Origin of the sequence: Leucobacter japonicus, from assembly GCF_001273855.1 — a bacterium.
Taxonomy (GTDB): domain Bacteria; phylum Actinomycetota; class Actinomycetes; order Actinomycetales; family Microbacteriaceae; genus Leucobacter; species Leucobacter japonicus.
Genome location: NZ_JHBX01000109.1, coordinates 80360 through 100450, shown reverse-complemented (window position 1 = coordinate 100450; position 20091 = coordinate 80360). Strand labels below are relative to the sequence as shown.

Here is a 20091-nt window from a genome sequence, read left to right as displayed (position 1 = left end):
AGCTCCGAACAGCAACCTGTCATCAACCGCTGGGAGTGAAACACACTCCAGCTGGACCACCCTCAGGGCGTCCACCTTGCGGTGAGATCGAGTCTCTTACTTTACACGCTGCAGCATGACTTTTGCAAGCCTTGCTCATCGTGACTTTCAGAGCCGATTTGCGATCCGATCCCGCCGCTTTCGCGTCGTTTTCCGTCTCGCTGACAAGGGAATACATTACGCGGATCGACCCCGTGAGGGCAATTGCGCACCCCATCCCGGGCGTGTCCCGCATATTCACGCGAATTCTGATCCGCAAGGCGAGCGTGGCCCAGATGCAGGCGCGTGCAGCAGGTACGTAAGCCGCGCGGATACGGGCCCTGGAAATACCAAAAAGGCCCCGGTCTCGGTGATGTCTCACACGAGGCCGGGGCCTGGCTGGTGGCGGGTGAGGGATTCGAACCCCCGTAGGCAGTGCCAGCTGATTTACAGTCAGCCCCCTTTGGCCGCTCGGGTAACCCGCCGTCGGTTGCGCGTGCGCAACCAGGAAGCAACATTACCGTCTTCCCCGGGCGAAATGGAAATCGGACGTCTGCTTCGTTGCTCTGCCACCGCGCATCAGCCCCGTGCGAGGATCGATTCATGACCACGCTGCCTGCTGAACTCGCGCTCCACTCCGCCCACGTGAATCGCATCGACTCCACCACGTTCTACCGAATCGCTGCGCTGCGTCAGCGCGTCTTCGTCGTCGAGCAAGACTGCGTCTACCTCGACCTCGACGGCCGTGACCTCGAACCCGAGACGCAGCAGGTGTGGGCCTCCGACGCCGCCGGCACCGTCGCCGCGACCGTGCGCATTCTCTCCGAGGAGGCGCACGAGCCCGGCCTGCGCAGCATCGGGCGCGTCGTCACCGACCCCGACTGGCGCGGTCGCGGCATCGCCGCGGCGCTCATGGAGGCGGCAATCGCCACCTGCGGTGAGCACCCCGTCGTGCTGCATGCGCAGTCGCACCTCACCGATTGGTACGGCCGATTCGGCTTCAGCGCTGACGGGCCCGAATACCTTGAAGACGGGATTCCGCACACCCCGATGCGGCTGACCACTCGCTAGTCGTCGAGCTCGGCGTCGAGGCCGGGCACTGGCACTGCCAACCCGTGGCGATGCGCACGCACCGAGACGGCCTGCTCGCGCAGCAGCGTCAGGAGTTCGACGGGCCCCGCCATCGTCACGGGCTCGCCCCAGATCGCCACGCGATCCTGCCCGCCCAACCACTCGGCCGCGCGCACACGATCTCCGTCGATGAGACGCACGCGCAGCGCAATCTCGCCGTTCGCCCCCACCGGCCCGGTGACCGCGAGTCGCTCGACCCAGTCGTCATCGCGCTCGAGCGACACCTCGATGTCACGACGCTCTAAGAACGCCGCGACTCCGGCGGGCAGCACCTCTCCGGTCGAGATCGTCACCGGGGCCTGCACCAGCAACGCAGCAGCGATGACGCGCACCAGGTGCGCCATCGCTCCGCCCTCCGCCAATCGAATATGTGTCGGTACCGCCCGGTGCCGCAGCACATTGCGCTCGACCCCAAGCCCCACGACATCGCGGTCGACGCCGAAACTCGTGCGCCACGTCAGGGCATCGGCGAGTGCCGCACGGCGCAGCGCATCGAACCCTGCGTAATCGAGGTCGGCCTGCGCCGCCTCGATCAACAGCTGCACCTCTGCGTCGAGGCCGCGCAGGTGCAGGGTCTCGCTCCGGCTGCCCTCGCGGGGGCGCCATGCCCCGAGAGCGACCAACCGGTGCGGGCCTCCCGCGAGCGCCGCCAGCCCCATGCCGGCATCGTTCCACCCGCCACCGGGGTGCCGTTCGATCAGCGCACCGGTGGTCGGTCGATTCACCGCGAGCGCGGCGGCTTCAACCGATTCGAGCCAATCGGCGATCTCGTCGGCATCGTGCGACTGCAGCGCGGCGACCCCGCCGCTCCCCTCCGCGTTCTGCACAGCGATCGCCTCCGAAAGGGAATGCGCGGTGGCGATGCCGATGACCGGCACCGCACGCGAGTCGTCCCAGAAGGTCGACGCTGCACTCACGCCGAGCCGAACGCCGGGGCTCCACAGCCGGCCCGCATCATCCAGCCTGCGCGGTTGCACGAGCCACGACTCTCCACGTCCGAGCTCGGTGAGCGCCCGCAACCCTGCTGCATCGGGCGCTGCGATGAGCGGACCGATCGCGCCGTCGAGCGCATCGGCGTCACTCGGACGCGCGCTATCGACCACCGTGATCGCGCGCACCGCATCGGCGAGCCCATCGCGGAACCTGCGGGATCGCGCGACGCTGCCGAGCAGCACGACGCCTCGAGCCGCCCGCGGGTCGCCCGGGTGAGCGCCGAAGGCCGAAGCGACGATGTCGTCGATCGCACGGTCCAGGTCTGCGGAGGGCGTGACCAGCGTGGTGCCGCGTGCCCGGAAGCGCCCTTCCACTCGCAAGTCGGGCCGGCGCCGTGCGAGCTCCAGTGCATCCGACCGTGCACCGAGCACGACCGCGCGGTCGATGCCGGGGTGCGCCGCAAGCTCGGCCACCGTGCGCCCGACGACGGTCGCTTCGAGTCGCACGACGCCCGGGGTGAGCCCTCCGACTTCGCACTCCTCGATGACCGCCGCAGCCGAATCGACCAGCGCAGCGGGCACTGACCACAGCACACCGCTACCCGCCGCGAGGGCGGCAAACACGGATTCCGCCTGGATCGCGAGCGGCGTTGCCGCGTCGGCGACGACGAGCACGAGGCAATCCGGCACGAACGTCGCCCCGCGCACCGCACCGAGCCCCTCGGCCAACTGGCCGCTGTAGCGCGCCGCGTCGATGAGTGTGTCGACTTCGGCATCGACCAACCACGGCGGCGCACCAGTATCAACGACGAGGGCCTGGATGAGACGATCACGCGCCGCCACCATCGCCAGCGCGGCGCGGCGGAGACGAGACGCTCGCGTGCGGTGAGGTTGCGCCGACCAGGCTTCGGCCCGGGAGCGCGCCTCATCGGCGACGTGCTGCGGATCGAGGTCGGCTCGAGCGAGCGCAATGGTCGCGTTCGCATCGTCGACCTGCCGTGCAGAAGCTGCGGCGTGCGTGAGGAGCTCGCGCACCCACTCGCGGTTCGCTGCGACCGTGGCATCAGTGCCCGGCTCATTCGCGAACCCCGAGTCAGAGACCACCGGAATCGCGCGCGGCGGCGCCAGCGCTTCCAAGGCGAAGGCCCCCTCGGCACCGCGGGTCAACCCGAGCACAGCAGCGGTGAGCCCGCCCGTGTCGAACCGCGAGGGTTCATCGGGAGACCGGTAGAAGAGCGCACTGTCGCGCTCGCTCGGATCCCACTCGCGCGCCCGCACCTGCGTACGATGCGACGACGGAGCCGGATCGGCGGCCAGCTCTGCCGCAGCCGCGAATCGGCGCAGTGCCGCCGACATCGACGATTCCGGGAGCGGGGGCTCGTCATCGACGGGTTCCGCGGCGATCAGCGCCTCCAATCGTGACAGCGGCGACTCCGGGTCGGCGGCCTCGGCCGCGACCGCGACGAGCAGGTCAACGGCACCGCCGAACTCCTTGGGGGCGACCACCGGAATCGCGACGCGCACCTCGATGTCTGCCGCACGCAGTGCACTCGCCAGCCCGGGAGCAACGCCGCTGCGCACTTGCAGCGCGGCGAGACCTCGAGCGCCGAGGTGCTCGGTCAGCGCGACGGTGCCGGCGAGGGCCAGCAGATCCTCGCTCGCGATCACCGGTCGCAGCACCGCGGCGCGGCCGGGATGCAGGGCCAGTTCGATGAGCCGGAGCAACTGGGCGGTCACCTCGGTCGGATCTTCGAGCACCGGCACCGCCAGCCCACTCGCAATCGAGGCGATACGCTCGGTGCCGGCGACCCCGCCGACTCCGATGGTCACCTCGGCGGGAGCACCACCATCGGCGACTCGACGCTGCGCCCACCGGCTCAAACGCCCGTAGTACTCGCGTGACTCCGGCAGTTCTGCGAGCAGCCGCACCCCGATGCGGGCCCGGTCAAGGGCCGGATCGACGGTGGCGCGAATAGCGATATCCGGAAGCATGCGCGCCCACCGCACCGTGCGCGCGGTCAGGTGCACCGTTGTGCCGTGGTCGGCAGCAGCCCGCAGCACGGGCTCGAGCGCCGCCGCCGCGCGAGCGACATCCGCGTCATATGACCAGTCAGACCCACCTGGGGCGATCCGCGTGACGTCGACGACGAGATGCCCGACGGTCGGATGGGCCGCCAGCGCAGCCAATCGCGCCGCCTCGGCCGCAGCGCCCGCCGGCCCGTGCACCGCGTCGCCGAGCGGCTCGATCACCGGCTTCAGGCCAGCGTCGGAATACTTGCGCAGGCCATCGGCGAGACCGGCGAGGCGACCGCTGCCGCCTCCCGCTCCCGCCCCCGTCGGCAGCTTCGTCGCGAGCACCAGCCCAGAGACTCGGTCGCGCAGCCACTTGCGCGCCACCGGCATCACCGCCCAGGGCAGACCCAGCGATGTCGCGCCTCCCGCACGCACCGCCAACCGGTCGCGCACCGGCATCGACTCGGGAACCTCGCGAGCCATCGCGTGGAGACCGAGCGCCGAGGCGAAGGCGTCGTCCGTGCCCGCCACGAGTTCGAGCAGACGCCGCGTGAACTCGAAACTCTCGGGGTCGCGGCGGAGACCCTCGAGCAGGTGGTCGGCGCCACGCGCCTCGGCCTCGACATCGGATTCTCGACCGCGGAGCGCCGCGACCCATTCGGTCGCGAGCGTCGACGTGCGCGCGGCGACGTCATCCCAGACCGAGACCGTCTCGATGGATTCACCTGCCATGTGCCCACTGTATGGGCGTGACCTGCGATTCCAGGGAGCGCGCGCCGAGTGCGGATCAGGCGAGCAGCGCGCGATCGTCGAGCTGAGCGCCCTTGATCTTCGCGAACTCCTCGAGCAGCCCCGCAACCGTCAGCCGCTGCTTCTCTTCTGCCGACGCCTCGAAAACGATGTTGCCCTCGTGCATCATGATGAGGCGGTTGCCGAGACGCAACGCCTGCTCCATGTTGTGGGTCACCATGAGCGTGGTCAGCTTGCCCTGCGCCACGATGCGATCGGTGAGTTCGGTGACGAGCGCGGCGCGCTGCGGATCGAGCGCTGCCGTGTGCTCGTCGAGCAGCAGGATGCTCGGGTGCGTGAAGCCCGCCATGAGCAGCGACAGCGCCTGGCGCTGGCCGCCCGAGAGCAGGCCGACCTTGGCCGTGAGCCGGTGCTCGAGGCCGAGTTCGAGCGACTGCAGTTCGGTGCGGAACCGCTCGCGCAGCTGACGATTGAGGGCGAACCCGAGCCCGCGACTCTGGCCGCGACGCACTGCGAGGGCGAGGTTCTGCTCGATGGTGAGGTCGGGGGCCGTGCCCGCCATCGGATCCTGGAACACACGGCCGATGTACTTCGCCCGCTGATGCTCGCCCAGCCGGTTGACCCGCTTGCCGTCGATCTCGATGCTGCCCGAGTCGACGGTGTAGCGCCCGGAGATGGCGTTGAGCAGCGTCGACTTCCCGGCGCCGTTAGAGCCGATCACGGTGACGAAATCGCCTTCGTCGAGTCGCAGGCTGAGGCCGGCGAGCGCGCGCCGCTCGTTGACGGTGCCGGGGAAGAAGGTCTTCTCGATGCTGTCGATGGTGAGCATGCGGCTACTTTCCGGCGGTGGGGTTCGAGTGCGAGGCTGCGCCGGTCGCCGCGGCGGGTGCCGGGTGAGCCGGTGCCGGATCGGCCGACGCCGCAGACGTTACGTCTTCGAGCACCACGCTGCCGTTCTTGCGGCGCAGCGCGGGGATCTTGCGCAGGAAGCCCCAGCGCGGCAGGAGCAGCGCGAGGATCACCAGGACGGCGGTGATGAGCTTCATGTCGTTCGGGTCGAGCCCGGCCTGCAGGGCGAAGAAGATGATGAGGCGATAGATGACCGCGCCGAGCACGACGGCGAGGCTGGCGAGCCAGATGAAGCGCTGACCGAAGATCGCTTGGCCGAGAATGACCGAGGCGAGGCCGACGAGGATGAGGCCGACGCCCATGCTGATGTCGGCGAAGCCCTGGTACTGCGCGACGAGCGCCCCGCAGAGCCCGACGAAGCCGTTGGAGATCGCGAGAGTCAGAATCTTCGTGCGGTCGGTGCTGACGCCGAAGCTCCGGATCATCGGGCCGTTGTCGCCCGTCGCCTGAATGGCGAGGCCGAGGTTCGTCGACAGGAACCAGTCGACGATGAACTTGAGCACCAGCACGGCCACGAGGATGATCGCGACGCCGCCCCAGGTGCCGAGCAGATCGGCCTCGCGGAGCGGGGTGAACACGGTTTCTGCACGCAGCAGCGGCAGGTTCGCCGCGACCGCGGTGCCCTCTTTCGCGGTTCCCATGATGCGGAGGTTGATCGACCACAGGGCGATCATCGTGAGGATTCCGGAGAGCAGCCCGTCGATGCGGCCCTTCGTGTGCAGCAGGCCGGTGATGATGCCGGCCAGGAGCCCCGCCCCGCCACCGGCGAGGGTGGCGAGAACGGGGTTCTGACCGTTCGTGATCAGCGCGGCTGCGACTGCGGCGCCCGTGGTGAAGCTTCCGTCAACCGTGAGGTCTGGGAAGTTGAGCACCCGGAACGTCAGGTAGACGCCGAGCGCCATCACGCCGTAGATGAGGCCGAGTTCGAGCGCGCCGATCATGCGGTGGTCTTTCTGTTCGTGTCGAGAGTTCGGGTGGAGCCCGATTTACTCGACGGTCTCCGCCTGATCGAGGATATCCTTCGGGATCTCCACGCCCATGCGCTCAGCGGCGCCCGGGTTCACGACGTAGGTGAAGCTCTTCGAGACCTCGACGGGCATGTCTGCCGGATCCGCACCATCCTTGAGGATCTTGATGGCCATCTCGCCCGTCTGGTGGCCGAGGTCGGTGTAGTCGATGCCGAGCGTCGCCACAGCGCCGCCCTCGACCGTGCCGGCCTCTGCGCCGATCACGGGGATCTGCTTCGTCTCGGCAACCTGCACGAGCGAGGCGATGCCCGAGACGACGAGGTTGTCGGTCGGCACGTAGATCGCGTCGACGTCGCCGAGCGCCTCGGTGGCCTGCGCGATGTCGTTGGCGGTCGTGACCGTCTTGGTCACGATCTCCAGATCCAGATCTTTCGCGGCCTCCTCGGCAGCCTTCACCTGCACCTCGGAGTTCACCTCACCCGAGGCGTAGACGATGCCGACCTTCTTCGCGCCGGGCACGATCTCCTGGATGAGCTTCAGCTGCTCGTCGAGCGGAGCGAGGTCGCTGGTGCCGGTGACATTGGCGCCCGGCTTCTCGTTGGAGTCGACCAGCTCAGCCGAAACCGCATCGGTGACGGCGGTGAAGAGCACCGGCTTGTCGGTGATCGCCTGAGCCGCAGCCTGAGCCGCGGGCGTAGCTACGGCGAGAATCAGGTCGTCGTCGGAGTTCGCGAACCCCTGGGCGATGGTGACTGCGGTGGCCTGCTCGGCGTTCGCGTTCTGCTCATCGAACTCGACCGTGTCACCCTCGACATAGCCGGCGTCGATAAAGGCCTGCTTGAAGCCCTCCGTGGCGGAGTCGAGCGCGGGGTGCTGCACGAACTGGCTGATGCCGATCTTCACCTTCTCGGCCGCGGCGCCATCGCCACTGCCCGAGTCGTTGGAAGAGCAAGCGCTCAGCGTGAGAGCGGCCACAGCGGTGAGGCCGGCAACGGCGAGAGCGCGGCGGCGGAACGAGGTCTGTCGCATGGGTATCGGATCCTTCGAGTGGGGCGTCGCCGGGTCAGCACCGCGGCGAACTGAGGAATCGGCGCGAGAAAGCGCCGATTCCAGCATGCTAGACGGTGCGGGGCCGATCGCACACACCGAGGGCGGCGTTCGTGATGGAGCCGTTGTGTTGATCCGGCCCCGCGATGCGCTGGTCGCGCGCGCCGCTGCCGCGGCTAGGCCGCGCCGCCGAACTCCCCGGTCGCCACGATGAGCGCCCGAGCCAGCACGGCATCGCGCATCGTGAACCCCATCACCGCCGGCGTCGCACCCGGATCGACGTCGATGCGATCGACGCTCAGCGCGTGCACGGCGAACCAGTAGTGGTGCACTCCCGTGCCCTCGGGCGGGGCCGCGCCCGTGAACGACGGCTCGCGCATCTCGTTCGGCATCGTCAGCGCCCCATCGGGCAACAGCTCACTGCCCGGGCTTCCGGCCAGTGCACCCGCGCCGGCGGCCAGCTCGGTCACACTCGCCGGAATATTCGCGACGGACCAGTGCCAGAAGCCCGAACCTGTCGGCGCATCGGGGTCGAAGCAGGTCACGGCAAAACTGCGGGTGCCCTCCGGGAATCCCGACCAGCGCAGGTGCGGCGATCGATTCGACCCGCCGGCGTACTCGGCGTAGACCTCGGCGGGCAGCGGCTCGCCGTCTTGAATATCACTGCTTGAGAGGGTGAACCCTGGCACCTCGCGCATGCCCGCATAGGGGTTGATGGCTCCGCGGCCCTGTGTTCCGGTCACTGCGTTCCCCTGCGTCATGGCGCTCCCTCGTCGTCTCGGAGCACGCGCTCGGACAGCGCCGTGCAACGCCTCACAGCCTAGGGCGCGCGGCGGGCGAAACCAATGGTCACGACCCGGAAACGCTCATCTCGCCCGGATATACTGGCACCTCAGCACCGGCGCACTTCGCGCCCGACGAATCGGAGCGGCTATGGCAGCGACCACTGGGTCAGATCGAGCACGCGCGACGCTCGCTTACCTGCGCCGCAAGATCACCACCGGAGAGTGGCCGGTCGGCGGTCGCATCCCCATCGAGCCCGAGCTCGCCGAGCAGACCGGTGTCGGCCGCTCGACCGTGCGCGAGGCCGTGCGCTCACTGGCCAGCATCGGCATGCTCGAGACGCTGCCGGGCCGCGGCACGTTCGTGCGTTCGGCTGCCCCGACGAGCACGCTGCTGAACGAATTCTTGAGCGACTTCACGCTCGAGGAGATCCTGAGCTACCGCCGCGCCCTTGAAATCGAAGCCGCGCAGCAGGCCGCGCTCCACCGCACCGACGAAGACGTCGCCGCGCTCGAGCAGGCCGCGCTCGAAGAGGTCGGCTGCACGCGCTGCCCCGTGCTCGGGTTCGCGGGCGACGTCGACACCGCCTTTGACAGCCGCTTCCACCGCCTCGTCTTCGACGCCGCGAAGAACCGTCTGCTCGCGTCGCTGTACGCCGGCATCAACGACCGCCTGCGCACCCCTGAGCACCGCGGCCGCCTGGCCAACGTCGCAACAGGTGCCGAGATGGAGCGCGACCACGCGCGCGTGCTCGACGCGATCCGCCGCCAAGACTTCATCGACGCCGTGCACGCAATGGTCAACCACGTCGACCACGATGTCGTCATCGTCAACGACCAGCACGAGGTCGTGCCGCCGCTCGTACGCTCGCCCGAGCAGCAGCAGCGCATCGACGAGGCGCAGCTCGCGCAAGATTACACGCAGGCGCAGGCAGAGGATCGCGAGCGGGTGTAACCGCTTCGCCTGAGCAGCCCCTGTCGCATTCGCGCGGCGGGGGCTGTGTCGTTCATGCCTGTCGGCACTGCTGCGGCGCTTTTCGATGTGCCGGATCGCGTCCAACTTGCACTACATGCGCAGTACAAGTTGTGATAACTTCGCAGCACAAGAAGTGCTCGCGGCACCACGCCGCCCGACGAATGGAGCTGTATGGACATCGTCTTCTGGATTCGATCCGTGCTGCTGCCCGTGCGCGAAGTCTTTCCGATTGAAGCCGCCTCGACGCTCGGCCTGCTGTTCTTCGGCCTCTCGTGGGTGCGACGCCGCAGCATCGTCGCATTGCCTGAGGGGCGGCGCCGGGCCACGCTCGGCACCATCGGCATCGCCGGAGCTGCGGCGGTGCTGGCCGTCGGCACCGCCTCGAGCTACGTCTCGGCAGCGAACCCGATCACGGGGTGGGGCGGTTGGTGGCTAAGACCGGCCCCGCTCCTCGCGGTCGCACTGGCACTCGTGATCTTCGCCCTGATGCTGCGCCGCGAGCCGCTCCCGGCCCCCGGCGAACGGGCGATTGCGCCGCGCCGCCGCTGGTGGTCGTTCGCGCCGTCTCCGCTGCTGTGGACGACGGGCATCACCGCAGCACTGCTGCTGCTCACCGCCACCTGGCAGACCGCAATCGGGGTCTCGCTCCCGGAAGACGGCGACACCTACGGCATCGGACCGACGGTGCACGGGCCACCGGCCTACATGGAACTGCAGCACGGCTTCGGATACGTGTGGGGCGCCGGGTGGCCCAACCACGCACTCACACTCATCGCGCTCGCGCTGAGCGGGTCCGCGCTCGTACTGGCGCTGAGCGGCGACGCGAACCGTCCGGTCTTCGCCCGGGTCACCGCCGCGGAGGTGCGGCAAGATCGCGCCGCGACCGCACGCATCGTGACGTTGATCACACTCGGCGGCATACTCCTCACGCTCGGCGCGGTGTGGGCATTCATCGGCTTCAACGGAGATCGCTTCGTCATGCTCGGCGAACCCGACGCGAACGGTGCGGTAGACGTGATGATCGGATCCCGCTACCAAGACTTCGCGGGCATCTTGCACCGGGGCGGCTACCTCGTACAGGGTCTCGGCGCCGCGCTGCTCATGCGCCTTGCCGTCGACACCTGGCGAGAGTTGCGTGCCGGTCGACGCCGAGCCACGAGTCTGCCGGGCGATCCGGCACCGACTGCCAGTGTCGCCTCGCAGACCACGATGCCACTGCGCGAAGCCGGGTCACGCCAGTGACCGGGTCGGCCGAGGAGATCGCCGCACTCTTCCGCGGCGCAATTCAGACGGGCCAGCTCGGCGATAACGAACGCCTGCCGACCGTGCGCCAAACCGCGCGCGATTTCGGGGTCGCTCAGGCGACCGCCGCGAAGGCGTATCGCGCGCTCGAGCAGGAGGGCCTCACCGTCACCCGCACCGCTGCGGGCACGCGCGTCGCGCCCGGGGCTTCGCGCGCCGCCGGTGCGGTCGTCGAGCGTGCGCGAGCGTTCGCCGAGTCCGCTCAGCAGGAGAGCACAAGCTTCGATGACGCAGTCGCCGTGCTGCGGGCAGTGTGGCCGCCGAGCGAGTAACTGCGGACCGCGTCAGTCGGCGGTGTCGCAGTACGTCTTGAGATTCGCCTCGTGCACCTGCAGCGCTGCGTCCCACTCCTCGAACGCTGCGTCGGCATCGTCGATGTAGGCGTTCAACTCGTCATCATTGAGTTCGCTCGCCTGATCGACAGTCAACGCGGTGGCCAGGTGGTCGTCGGTGAAGTCCATATACAGGTCGTACATGGCCCCGAGTTCGTCATACGCTTCCCCGGCATCGACCTGCACGAGTACCGTTCGCATGCGTTCTATCGCCGCCTTCGCCTGTTCCGTACCCTCGCTGACGTCGCCCTCGCCCACCACTTTTGTCGCTTCGTTGAACGCAAGCCCCGCGTCAACCCAGTCGAAGTTGATGAGGTTGCAGACCTCACTGGCGGGCTGGTCGCTCTGCATCGGACCGCAGAGGTCGTAGCGCTGCTCGTCGGCCGCGGCCATGTCGGTTTCGAGGCCGGCAGTCAGCTTGCCCAGGATCGCGTGCGGGCTCTCGAGGTCATTCGGGTCGACGGGCGTCCCGACAGGGATCGCTTCAAGCCCCGACCAGACCTGGTCGGCGTACGCCTGGTGCGCGGCGATCGTCGCGTCGAGTGCCTGCCGCAGTTCGGGCACCTCGACGCGATCCGCGATGCCCTGCAACGACGTGATCATCGCCAGTTGCTCGCTGCGATCTTGCTCAAAGTCGCGGTGCCCCTCACGCGCCTCGATCACCCGCCACGGCTCGAGCGCGTAGCCCCATTCTTCCCACACGATGGTGCACGCGCCGTCGAGATCTTGCCCGTTCGCCGCGTTCTCAGACGGGCTCGGTGCCGCATCCGAGGCCGCGTTGTTGCCCAGGATCGAGGGAAGCAGCGCCGAGCACCCTCCGACTCCCGTCATGAGCGCGAGGCTCACGGCGATGATTCCAACGTTCTTGGCAGCGGTGCGCATGGTTCCCCCGATGTTGCGATTTCCCTCGCACCCCAATTTAGTCGAGGTGAGGCGTCTCGGCATCCGCGTCACCGCGCTCGTCGCGCTAGGCACTCTCGGCCGCATCGACCGCGTGCAGCAGCGCGTCGCGCACGAACGCGGCTCCCTGCATCCCGCCATAGTTCGCCGCGAAGCGGTCGTCGGCGACGTAGAGTTCCGCGAGCCCGCGGATGTAGCCGGAGACGTCGCCGTTCGGATCGGCCGCCGGTGTGCCCGGAATGCTGCGCAGCCAGGCGATGTGGCGTGCGGCGAGCTCCTGCGCTTCCCCTGACGTCGGGTCGGTTCCGCGATCCGCCGCCGCCGTCCAGGCCACAGCCAGTTGGGCCGAGCGCTCCTGCCAGTTCGAGCGCTCGTCATCGCCCAGACCGCTCCACCAGCGATCCCCGGCAGCGTATGCGTCGGCGCCCCAGCGCTGCTCCACCTCCTCACGGTGCTGCGAGTGGTCGAATCCGTCGAACATGCGGTGGGTCATGAGGTCTCCTGTGGTGGGGTTGGTGGGGTCTACGTGTGGTCGCCGAAGCGCCGTAATGGTGCGTTCGACGGCGCCGATCTGGGCCTGCAGCCGGTCGCGTTCGCGGTGCAGGATCGCGAGGTGCGTCTGCAAAATCTCGGCCTCGGCAGTCGGCGCCGGGTGACCGCGCGCCTGCTCGTCTTGCATGGCGAGTACGCGCGCGATCGCCTCGAGCCCCAGGCCTAGCTCACGCAGAAGCAGGATGCGCTGCAGGCGCACCAGCGCGCGGTCGTCGTAATAGCGGTAGCCGTTCGCGCCGAACTCGGTCGGCGGCAGCAGGCCGATGCGGTCGTAGTGGCGCAGGGTGCGCGAGGTGGTGCCCGAGGCTCGGGCGACCTGCTGCACGCTGCGCAGCGGGGTGGTGTCGGTCATGTTCGTCTCCGTTCACGTGCAACGGTAGATGTTGACGTCGCGTCAATGTCAAGTCGCGAGCGCAGCGATGCCCCACGGCTCCCACTGCTCTCGCCGACGCGTACGATTGTCGGGTGAGCGAGCCCAAGATTCTGCTGTACTACGTCTTCGCACCGATCGCAGACCCCGAAGCCGTACGCCTCTGGCAGCAGCAGCTCTGCGAATCTCTGGGGCTGCGCGGGCGCATCATCATCTCCGCGCACGGCATCAACGGCACCGTTGGGGGCGAGCTCGACGCGTGCAAGCAATACGCGCGCCGCACTCGCGAGTTCGGGCCGTTCGCCGGCCTCGAAGTCAAGTGGAGCGAAGGCACCGCCCTGGTCGACGCCCCCGAAGAGCGGCTCCACGGCGTCGATCGCGCGCCGCGCTGGAAGCGCATCACCGACTTTCCAAAGCTCAGCGTGAAGGTGCGCGACGAACTCGTCGCCTTCGGCATCCCTGCCGAGACGCGGGTCGACGCCGATGGCGTGGTCGGCGGCGGGCAGCACCTCTCGCCGCAGCAGGTCAACGAACTCGTCGCCGACCGCGGCGACGATGTGGTCTTCTTCGATGGACGCAACGCATGGGAGGCCGAGATCGGGCGCTTCCGCGGCGCCGTCGTACCCGACGTGCGCACCACCCACGACTTCATCGCGCAGATCGATGCCGGTGACTACGACGACCTCAAAGGCCGGCCCGTGGTCACCTACTGCACCGGAGGCATTCGATGCGAGATCCTTTCGGCCGCCATGCGCGAACGCGGCTTCGGTGAGGTCTATCAAGTCGACGGCGGCATCGTGAAGTACGGGGAGGCGTTCGGCAACGACGGGCTGTGGGAGGGATCGCTCGCCGTCTTCGACGGGCGCGAATCGCTCGACTTCGCACCCGGCGCTGCCGTCATCGGGCGCTGCCGCGTGTGCGATTCGCCCTCGAACACCGTAGTCAATTGTGCGAAACCCGCATGCAAGCACCGCTTCGTCGTGTGCGCCGAGCACACCGGCGCCCCGTGCAGGGAGCACGCCGCGGCGTAGCGCTCGGGGCGGCCGACGGCGCGCTCATTTCATGGGAGCGGGGTCACTTTCGGAGGGTGTCGCGCATGCCGCACCCTCCGAAAGTGACCCCGCTCGCACGGGCATCGGCCGCGGAGCACATGCCCCTGATCTGCAGGGCCGTGCTCTACGCTGTGCGGCATGACCACTCCGTCGCGCCGCGAGCGCGTAATCGCGCGCTTCACGCAGCCTCGCAAGGCTTCGGAGGGCGAACCCCGACCCATCGTCGAGCGCTCGATCGATCGCCTGCTTGCCGTGCAACGCCCACCGGTGCTGGCGCACCTGCGCCGCATTCGCAAGAAGTACCCGCAGGCGACGCCTGACCAGATCGTGCGTGTGCTCGAGGTGCGCTATCTCGCCACTGTCACGGCCGGCGGGGCCGGTGTCGGAGCCGCCGCGGTCATTCCGTCGGTCGGCACCGGTATCGCGCTCGGGCTGGCGAGCGCCGAGACGATCGGCTTCGTCGAAGCCACAGCACTCTTCGCGCACTCGGTCGCTGAGGTGCACGGCGTTACGACCACTGACCGCGAGCGCACCCGCGCGCTCGTACTCGCCCTGATGCTCGGGCAGGAGGGCGCCGACCTCGTGCGCCAGGTTACGATGCAGGCGGTCGGTGGCGGCGGATCACGCCGCGACTACTGGGGCAAGATGCTCACCTCTGCGCTGCCCCGCTATGCGGTGGGGCCGCTGCTCGATCGGCTGAAAACTTCGTTCTTCCACCGACTCGCCGGCGTCGGCGGGGCCTCGGTGATCGGCAAAGTGCTGCCGTTCGGCATCGGTGCCGTCGTCGGTGGCACGGGCAACCATTTGCTCGCGCGGCGCGTGGTGCGCGCGGCTCGCGATGCGTTCGGACCCGCTCCGTTCACGCTTCCGAGCGACCTCGAACCGGTGCGCGGGCGGCTCGCCCCGCCCGCGCCGGTCGCCTTCGAGTCGGTGGCCGACAACGCCCGGGAAACCACGGGCGCCGCAGCGCTGACCCCCGCCGCGGCGAACGGGGTGATCGATATCACCTCGCTGCCGCCGCGACAGCAGTAACGCCTACCAGATCGAAACGCGCTCAGCCGGGTCGAGCCAGAGCCCGTCACCGGGCTTCGTGTCGAACGCCTCGTGGAACGGGGCCAGGTTGCGCACGATCTGATTGCAGCGGAACTCGTTGGGCGAGTGCGGATCGATCGTGAGCAAGCGCACCGTCTCTTCGGGGCGCGACTTCTGCTGCCAGGCCTGCGCCCACGCGAGGAAGAATCGCTGGGCACCGGTGAGCCCGTCGATCACGGGTGACTCCGCGCCGTTCAGCGAGCGGAGGTACGCCTTCCACGCGATCTCGAGACCGGAGAGGTCGCCGATGTTCTCACCGATGGTGAGCTCGCCGTTGACCGTCTGGCCTTCGGCACCCTCCGGCGACAGCGCGTTGTACTGGCCGATGAGCGCACCGGTGAGCTGTTCGAAGGCTGCTCGATCCGCCTCCGTCCACCAATCGGTCAAACGGCCATCGCCGTCGTAGCGGGAGCCCTGATCGTCGAAGCCGTGCCCGATCTCATGGCCGATCACCGCGCCGATTGCGCCGAAGTTGGTGGCCGCGTCCCACGTCACGTCGAAGAACGGCGGCTGCAGGATCGCAGCGGGGAAGACGATCTCGTTGAACCCGGGGTTGTAGTACGCGTTGACCGTCTGCGGCGTCATGAACCACTCATCGCGGTCGATGGGCTTGCCGAGCTTGCCGATCTCGCGCGCGAACTCGAACTCGGCGACGCGTCGTGAGTTGCCGAGCAGGTCACCGGCGTCAACCGCCAGCGCGGCATAGTCGCGCCACTTGACGGGGTAGCCGATCTTGGGAGTGAACCGGTCGAGCTTGTCGAGTGCGCGCTGACGGGTCTCAGCCCCCATCCATTCGAGGCGCTCGATGGAGTCTCGGTAGGCCTCGATGAGGTGCTCGACGAGCCCGTCCATTGCGGCCTTGGCGCGCTCATCGAAGTGGCCCTCGACGTAGAGGCGCCCCACCGCTTCACCCATGGCGCCCTCGACGAACGACACGCCACGACGCCAGCGGTCGCGCTGCTCGGGGGCCCCAGTGAGGGACGTGCCGTAGAAATCGAAGTTTGCTCGTGAAAACTCTTGCGAGAGCACCGACGCGGAGGCGCGCACGATGCTCCAGACCAGCCAGGCCCGCCACGCCTCAAGTTCGGGCTCGACCAGCAACTCGGCGAGACCCGAGATGGCGTCAGGCTGCGCTGCGACCACCTCGGCGAAGGCGGATTCGGGGGCCCCGAGTGCTCCGAGATACGCCGGCCAATCGAATTGGGGAGTCAGCTCTTGCAGCTGCGCGAAGGTGCGCAGGTTGTAGAGCTTCTGGATATCGCGGCTCGCCACCTTGTCCCAGTGGCTCGCGGCGATGCGGCGCTCGAGCCCATAGGCGAGCTCGGCCAGACGATCCGCCTGCTCGACGCCGGCGAGCCCCAGCATGCGCGCGATGTGGGCCTGGTACTGCTCACGAATCGACGCGAACTGCTCTTCTCGGTAGTACGACTCGTCGGGAAGACCGAGACCGCCCTGCATCACGAACACGATGTAGCGCTCGGGATCACCCGGATCGTTGTCGATGTACATGCCGTAGAAGCCGCCGAGGCCCTGCCGCTCAAAGTCGGCGACCGCGGTCAGCAGTTCGTCGATCGACGCGACCGACTGCGCCCGCGCGATGTCGTCGGCGATCGGCTGAGCGCCGAGCGCGTCGACCCGGTCGGTGTCCATGAAGCTCGCGTACAGCGCGGCGACCTTGTCGGCCTCCGTGTCAGCCGGAGCCCCGGGTGCGGGCGAATCGGTACCGGTGATGATGTCGCGCACCGCCTCTTCGGCGTTCTCTGCCAGCACCGCGAACGACCCGTATCGCGCCTTGTCGCCGGGAATCTCGGTGCGCGAGATCCAGCTGCCGTTCACGTGTCGATACAGGTCGTCTTGCGGCCGCACCGCAGGGTCGAGTTCAGTGAGGTCGATGCCGGAGGCCGTCGCTGCAGTGCTCATGCGACCACCCTACTGGGGGCCTCAGACAACGGGCAGAGTGTTTCGCGGAGCGCGATCGACGGGCGACGATCACGCCACAGAGAGTGCGGGATCGACCGGCGCGCGGCACCGACCCCACGATGTCGGTGGCCGACGATACCGTTGATCCATGCCCACCACAGCCGCGCGCGACGACCGCCGTCGCATTGACCGGAGCATCGCGCACCTCGCGGTTCCGGCGCTCGGCGCGCTCATCGCGGAGCCGTTGTTTCTCATCGTGGATTCGGCATTGATCGGGCACCTCGGCGCCGAGCCACTCGCCGGCCTCGCCGTCGCGGGTGCCGTGCTGCAGACGGCAGTGGGCCTGATGGTCTTCCTCGCCTATGCGACGACTCCCCTGGTGGCACGCCGACGCGGGGCAGGCGACCTGCGCGGCGCCGTGCAAGCCGGCATCGACGGCCTCTGGCTCGCGCTCGGCATCGGCCTCGTGGTCGGCGGCGCGCTCTGGGTCGCCAGTCGCCCGATCGTCATCGCGTTCGGCACGGCGACCGGCACCGCCGAGCAGGCACTCGCCTATCTCACCGTTTCGTGCCTCGGCATTCCGGCGATGCTCGTCGTCTTCGCCGCGAGCGGCCTGCTGCGCGGCCTGCAAGATACCCGCACCCCGCTCGCTGTCGCGGCAATCGGGTTCACCGTAAACGCACTGCTCAACTGGTGGTTCATCTACGGCTTGGGGCTCGGCATCGCCGGCAGCGCATGGGGCACCGTCGTCGCGCAGTGGTCGATGGTCGTGGTCTACCTCTGGGTGATCGCGGGCCACGCGCGCCGCGCGGGCGCGAGCCTGCTGCCGCATCGCGACGGGCTGTCGCATGCCGGGCGCAGCGGCGGCTGGCTCTTCATACGCACCGTCGGGCTGCGCGCGGCGACCCTGGCGACGGTCTTCGCCGCGACGAGCCATGGCACCGTCGCAACAGCCGGCTATCAGATCGTCTTCACCATCTTCTCGACGGCGGCGTTCGCCCTCGACGCGCTCGCGATCGCCGCGCAAGCCCTCGTGGGCGACGCCCTCGGTGCGAGCAACGCTTCTCGGGCGCGAGCGGTGGTGCGGCGCATCATGTTCTGGGGAGTGGGTTGCGGCGTCGTCATCGGCGGAGTGCTCGCACTATCGAGCCCCGTGATCGGTCGCGTTTTCACCGACGACCCGTCGGTGATCGCCATACTGCCGGCGGCGATGCTCGTTCTGGGGGTGTCTCTGCCGCTCGGGGGCTACGTCTTCGTGCTCGACGGCGTGCTCATGGGCGCGGGCGACGCCCGGTATCTGGCGTGGACGAGCCTGGTGAACCTCGCGACCTACCTCCCCATCCTCTGGGCACTCACGGTGCTTGTGCCCTCCGGCACCCCCGCGCTGATTGCACTCACGATCGGGTTCGCCGTCGTGTTCATGGGCGCCCGAGCGCTCACGCTCGGCATTCGCGCCCGCGGCGATCGCTGGGTGCGCCTCGGCGTCTGAATGCGCGAGCGCTTCGACGGCAACGCGACTCGAGCGGCATCCGCCCGGGTCAGTCGTCGGTGCAGTCGGTGCCGCGATCCGGCAGCGCGCCGTCGAGCAGGTAGGCCGTCGCCGCAGCATCAATGCACTGCGAGCGCCCGGTATACGAAGCAGCGTGGCCGTTGCCGTCCAAGGTCAGCAGCCGCGCGTTTCCGAGCTGGCGCACCATCTCCTCGGCCCCGGCATACGGCGTCGCATGGTCACCGGTGATGCCGATCACCAGAATCGACGCGTCAGGGGAACCGGAGAAGGCATCGGTGATGTCGTCTCCGCTCTCTGCGAGCGCGAAACAAGAGAGATCGAGAAACGGTTCGAGCGTCTCGTCAGTGATCTCGGGCCCGCCGTTCAGGCGCGGCAATCCGGCGCGCTCAATTTCGGCGATCGTGCCGACGATGTCGGGGTCGGCGGGGAACGAGTGGCAGCGCACGAACGTGCCGGCCAGGCCGACGTTTGCGCCGCCCGAGGCCATCTCCTCAGCGATGCCGTCGATCGCATTCTGGTCGCCGAACGCCGCGAGCGCCACCGTTTCGAGGGCGATCTCTCGCCCCGCCGTGCGCTGGTACAGCGCCGAGGTGAGGTACCCGAGCAGCGTGTTGCGGTCGATTGATGCGCCATCACTCGATTTCCATGGCGATCGGTCGAGATCGTCGAGCACCCTAATGAGTGACGCCTCATCAGCGAATGGGCAGACCTCGACCTCGTAGGCGGTGCCGCATGAGGTCGCGAGTTCGACGAGTGAGCGTGAAATCGCGGCGCTCTGTTCGAAGTCTCCTCTGAGGCTCGCCCAGTCCGCTGCCGAAGCGCTGTCGAGCAGCATGCGCCCGACGCGTTCCGGGAACAGGGTCGCATACGTCGCGCCGAGCATCGTGCCGTACGAGTAGCCGAAGTAGTCGAGGTGATCCGCCGCGACGAGCGTACGCAGCAGCTCCATGTCGCGAGCCACCTGAGACGTGCCCATCGAGTGCGCCAGCGGTTGCTGTTCTGCGCACTCCGCAAGCTCGACCGACATGATTCCAGACACCTCATCGCAGATAACGGGGGTGCTGCGGCCGATGCCGCGAGGGTCGAACCCCAACAGATCGTACTGCTCGCGCACGTCAGCGAAGCCCGGAGCGATCGTCATGTCGAATGCGAAATCGAGGCCGCTGCCGCCCGGCCCACCGGGGTTGCCCAGCAGCGTGCCACGCGGCTCGGCGCCGGTCGCGGGGATGAGCGAGATCGCCAGGTCGACCGTCTCGTGATTGCGCGGTGCGTTCCAGTCGAGCGGCGCCTGCACCACCGCGCATCGAAACGCATCGGTGTCGGCGCCGCCGTCGCGCAGGGCGTCTGCGTACGCGGGCGTGAGGCCGTGATCGGCACCGCACTCGCCCCAGTCGATCGACTGCGCGTACGCGGCAGGAAAGCGCTCGGCCTGCAACGCGCTCTCAGAGGTATCTGGTTGCGGGCTGCACCCGCTCATCGCGAGCGCAACACCGATCACGGCGACGATTGCGCCTCTGCCCCACGCGACCATTGCG

The 20091-nt window shown here is 68.5% G+C and carries 16 protein-coding genes and 1 tRNA gene; 7 read left to right on the top strand and 10 right to left on the bottom strand.

Annotated features, from left to right (window positions below; translation table 11 throughout):
• Positions 1–418: 418 nt before the first annotated feature.
• Positions 419–503 (bottom strand) — tRNA-Tyr (locus tag AMS67_RS11885).
• Between the two features lie 118 nt (positions 504–621).
• Here AMS67_RS11885 and AMS67_RS11880 point away from each other — a divergent pair.
• On the top strand, positions 622–1089 hold the full coding sequence (locus tag AMS67_RS11880; RefSeq protein WP_053387582.1) for a GNAT family N-acetyltransferase: 468 nt from the start codon (positions 622–624) through the stop codon (positions 1087–1089).
• On the opposite strand, the gene AMS67_RS11875 is transcribed toward AMS67_RS11880, so the two are convergent.
• From AMS67_RS11875 to AMS67_RS11855, 5 genes are all read right to left on the bottom strand, one after another.
• Positions 1086–4826 carry a proline dehydrogenase family protein gene (locus AMS67_RS11875; RefSeq protein WP_082305494.1) on the bottom strand — a complete coding sequence of 1247 codons (3741 nt, stop codon included), beginning with the start codon at positions 4824–4826 and terminating at the stop codon, positions 1086–1088. The genes AMS67_RS11880 and AMS67_RS11875 overlap by 4 nt on opposite strands.
• A 55-nt stretch (positions 4827–4881) precedes the next feature.
• Positions 4882–5673, bottom strand: coding sequence for an ABC transporter ATP-binding protein (locus AMS67_RS11870; protein WP_053387581.1), 792 nt, complete (start codon positions 5671–5673; stop codon positions 4882–4884).
• Between the two features lie 4 nt (positions 5674–5677).
• On the bottom strand, positions 5678–6694 hold the full coding sequence (locus tag AMS67_RS11865) for an ABC transporter permease (protein WP_053387580.1): 1017 nt from the start codon (positions 6692–6694) through the stop codon (positions 5678–5680).
• A 45-nt stretch (positions 6695–6739) separates the two neighbouring features.
• Positions 6740–7750, bottom strand: a complete 1011-nt coding sequence (locus tag AMS67_RS11860) for an ABC transporter substrate-binding protein (protein ID WP_053387579.1) — start codon at positions 7748–7750, stop codon at positions 6740–6742.
• Positions 7751–7944: 194 nt separating this feature from the next.
• Positions 7945–8529: a YbhB/YbcL family Raf kinase inhibitor-like protein gene (locus AMS67_RS11855; protein ID WP_053353745.1), complete on the bottom strand. Its 585-nt coding sequence runs from the start codon at positions 8527–8529 to the stop codon at positions 7945–7947.
• A 172-nt stretch (positions 8530–8701) separates the two neighbouring features.
• Between AMS67_RS11855 and AMS67_RS11850 the strand changes: the two genes are divergently transcribed.
• The 3 genes from AMS67_RS11850 (at position 8702) to AMS67_RS11840 (ending at position 11100) form a co-directional block, all read left to right on the top strand.
• Entirely contained in the window at positions 8702–9505 is an 804-nt protein-coding gene (locus AMS67_RS11850; RefSeq protein ID WP_053387578.1) for a FadR/GntR family transcriptional regulator, read from the top strand.
• A 192-nt stretch (positions 9506–9697) separates the two neighbouring features.
• Positions 9698–10768: a hypothetical protein gene (locus tag AMS67_RS11845; protein WP_053387577.1), complete on the top strand. Its 1071-nt coding sequence runs from the start codon at positions 9698–9700 to the stop codon at positions 10766–10768.
• Positions 10765–11100: a GntR family transcriptional regulator gene (locus AMS67_RS11840; protein WP_053387576.1), complete on the top strand. Its 336-nt coding sequence runs from the start codon at positions 10765–10767 to the stop codon at positions 11098–11100. The genes AMS67_RS11845 and AMS67_RS11840 overlap by 4 nt, the downstream gene beginning before the upstream one ends.
• Before the next feature lie 12 nt (positions 11101–11112).
• On the opposite strand, the gene AMS67_RS11835 is transcribed toward AMS67_RS11840, so the two are convergent.
• Positions 11113–12042 (bottom strand): hypothetical protein, encoded by a 930-nt coding sequence (locus AMS67_RS11835; protein WP_053387575.1) that lies wholly within the window; start codon positions 12040–12042, stop codon positions 11113–11115.
• An 85-nt stretch (positions 12043–12127) separates the two neighbouring features.
• The gene (locus AMS67_RS11830; RefSeq protein ID WP_053387574.1) at positions 12128–12964 is read right to left on the bottom strand and encodes a MerR family transcriptional regulator; all 837 of its coding nucleotides are present in this window, start codon (positions 12962–12964) and stop codon (positions 12128–12130) included.
• 113 nt (positions 12965–13077) lie between these two features.
• Here AMS67_RS11830 and AMS67_RS11825 point away from each other — a divergent pair, with 113 nt between their 5' ends.
• The gene (locus AMS67_RS11825) at positions 13078–14013 is read left to right on the top strand and encodes a tRNA uridine(34) hydroxylase (RefSeq protein ID WP_053387573.1); all 936 of its coding nucleotides are present in this window, start codon (positions 13078–13080) and stop codon (positions 14011–14013) included.
• Between the two features lie 159 nt (positions 14014–14172).
• Complete coding sequence (locus tag AMS67_RS11820) at positions 14173–15066, top strand: hypothetical protein (protein WP_053387572.1); 894 nt, start codon at positions 14173–14175, stop codon at positions 15064–15066.
• 3 nt (positions 15067–15069) lie between these two features.
• Here the strand turns inward: AMS67_RS11820 and AMS67_RS11815 are convergent, their stop codons facing one another.
• On the bottom strand, positions 15070–17046 hold the full coding sequence (locus AMS67_RS11815) for a M13 family metallopeptidase (RefSeq protein WP_053387571.1): 1977 nt from the start codon (positions 17044–17046) through the stop codon (positions 15070–15072).
• 148 nt (positions 17047–17194) lie between these two features.
• Between AMS67_RS11815 and AMS67_RS11810 the strand changes: the two genes are divergently transcribed.
• Entirely contained in the window at positions 17195–18535 is a 1341-nt protein-coding gene (locus tag AMS67_RS11810) for an MATE family efflux transporter (protein WP_053387570.1), read from the top strand.
• 49 nt (positions 18536–18584) lie between these two features.
• Here the strand turns inward: AMS67_RS11810 and AMS67_RS11805 are convergent, their stop codons facing one another.
• Positions 18585–20087: an alpha/beta hydrolase gene (locus tag AMS67_RS11805; protein ID WP_053387569.1), complete on the bottom strand. Its 1503-nt coding sequence runs from the start codon at positions 20085–20087 to the stop codon at positions 18585–18587.
• Positions 20088–20091: the final 4 nt, after the last annotated feature.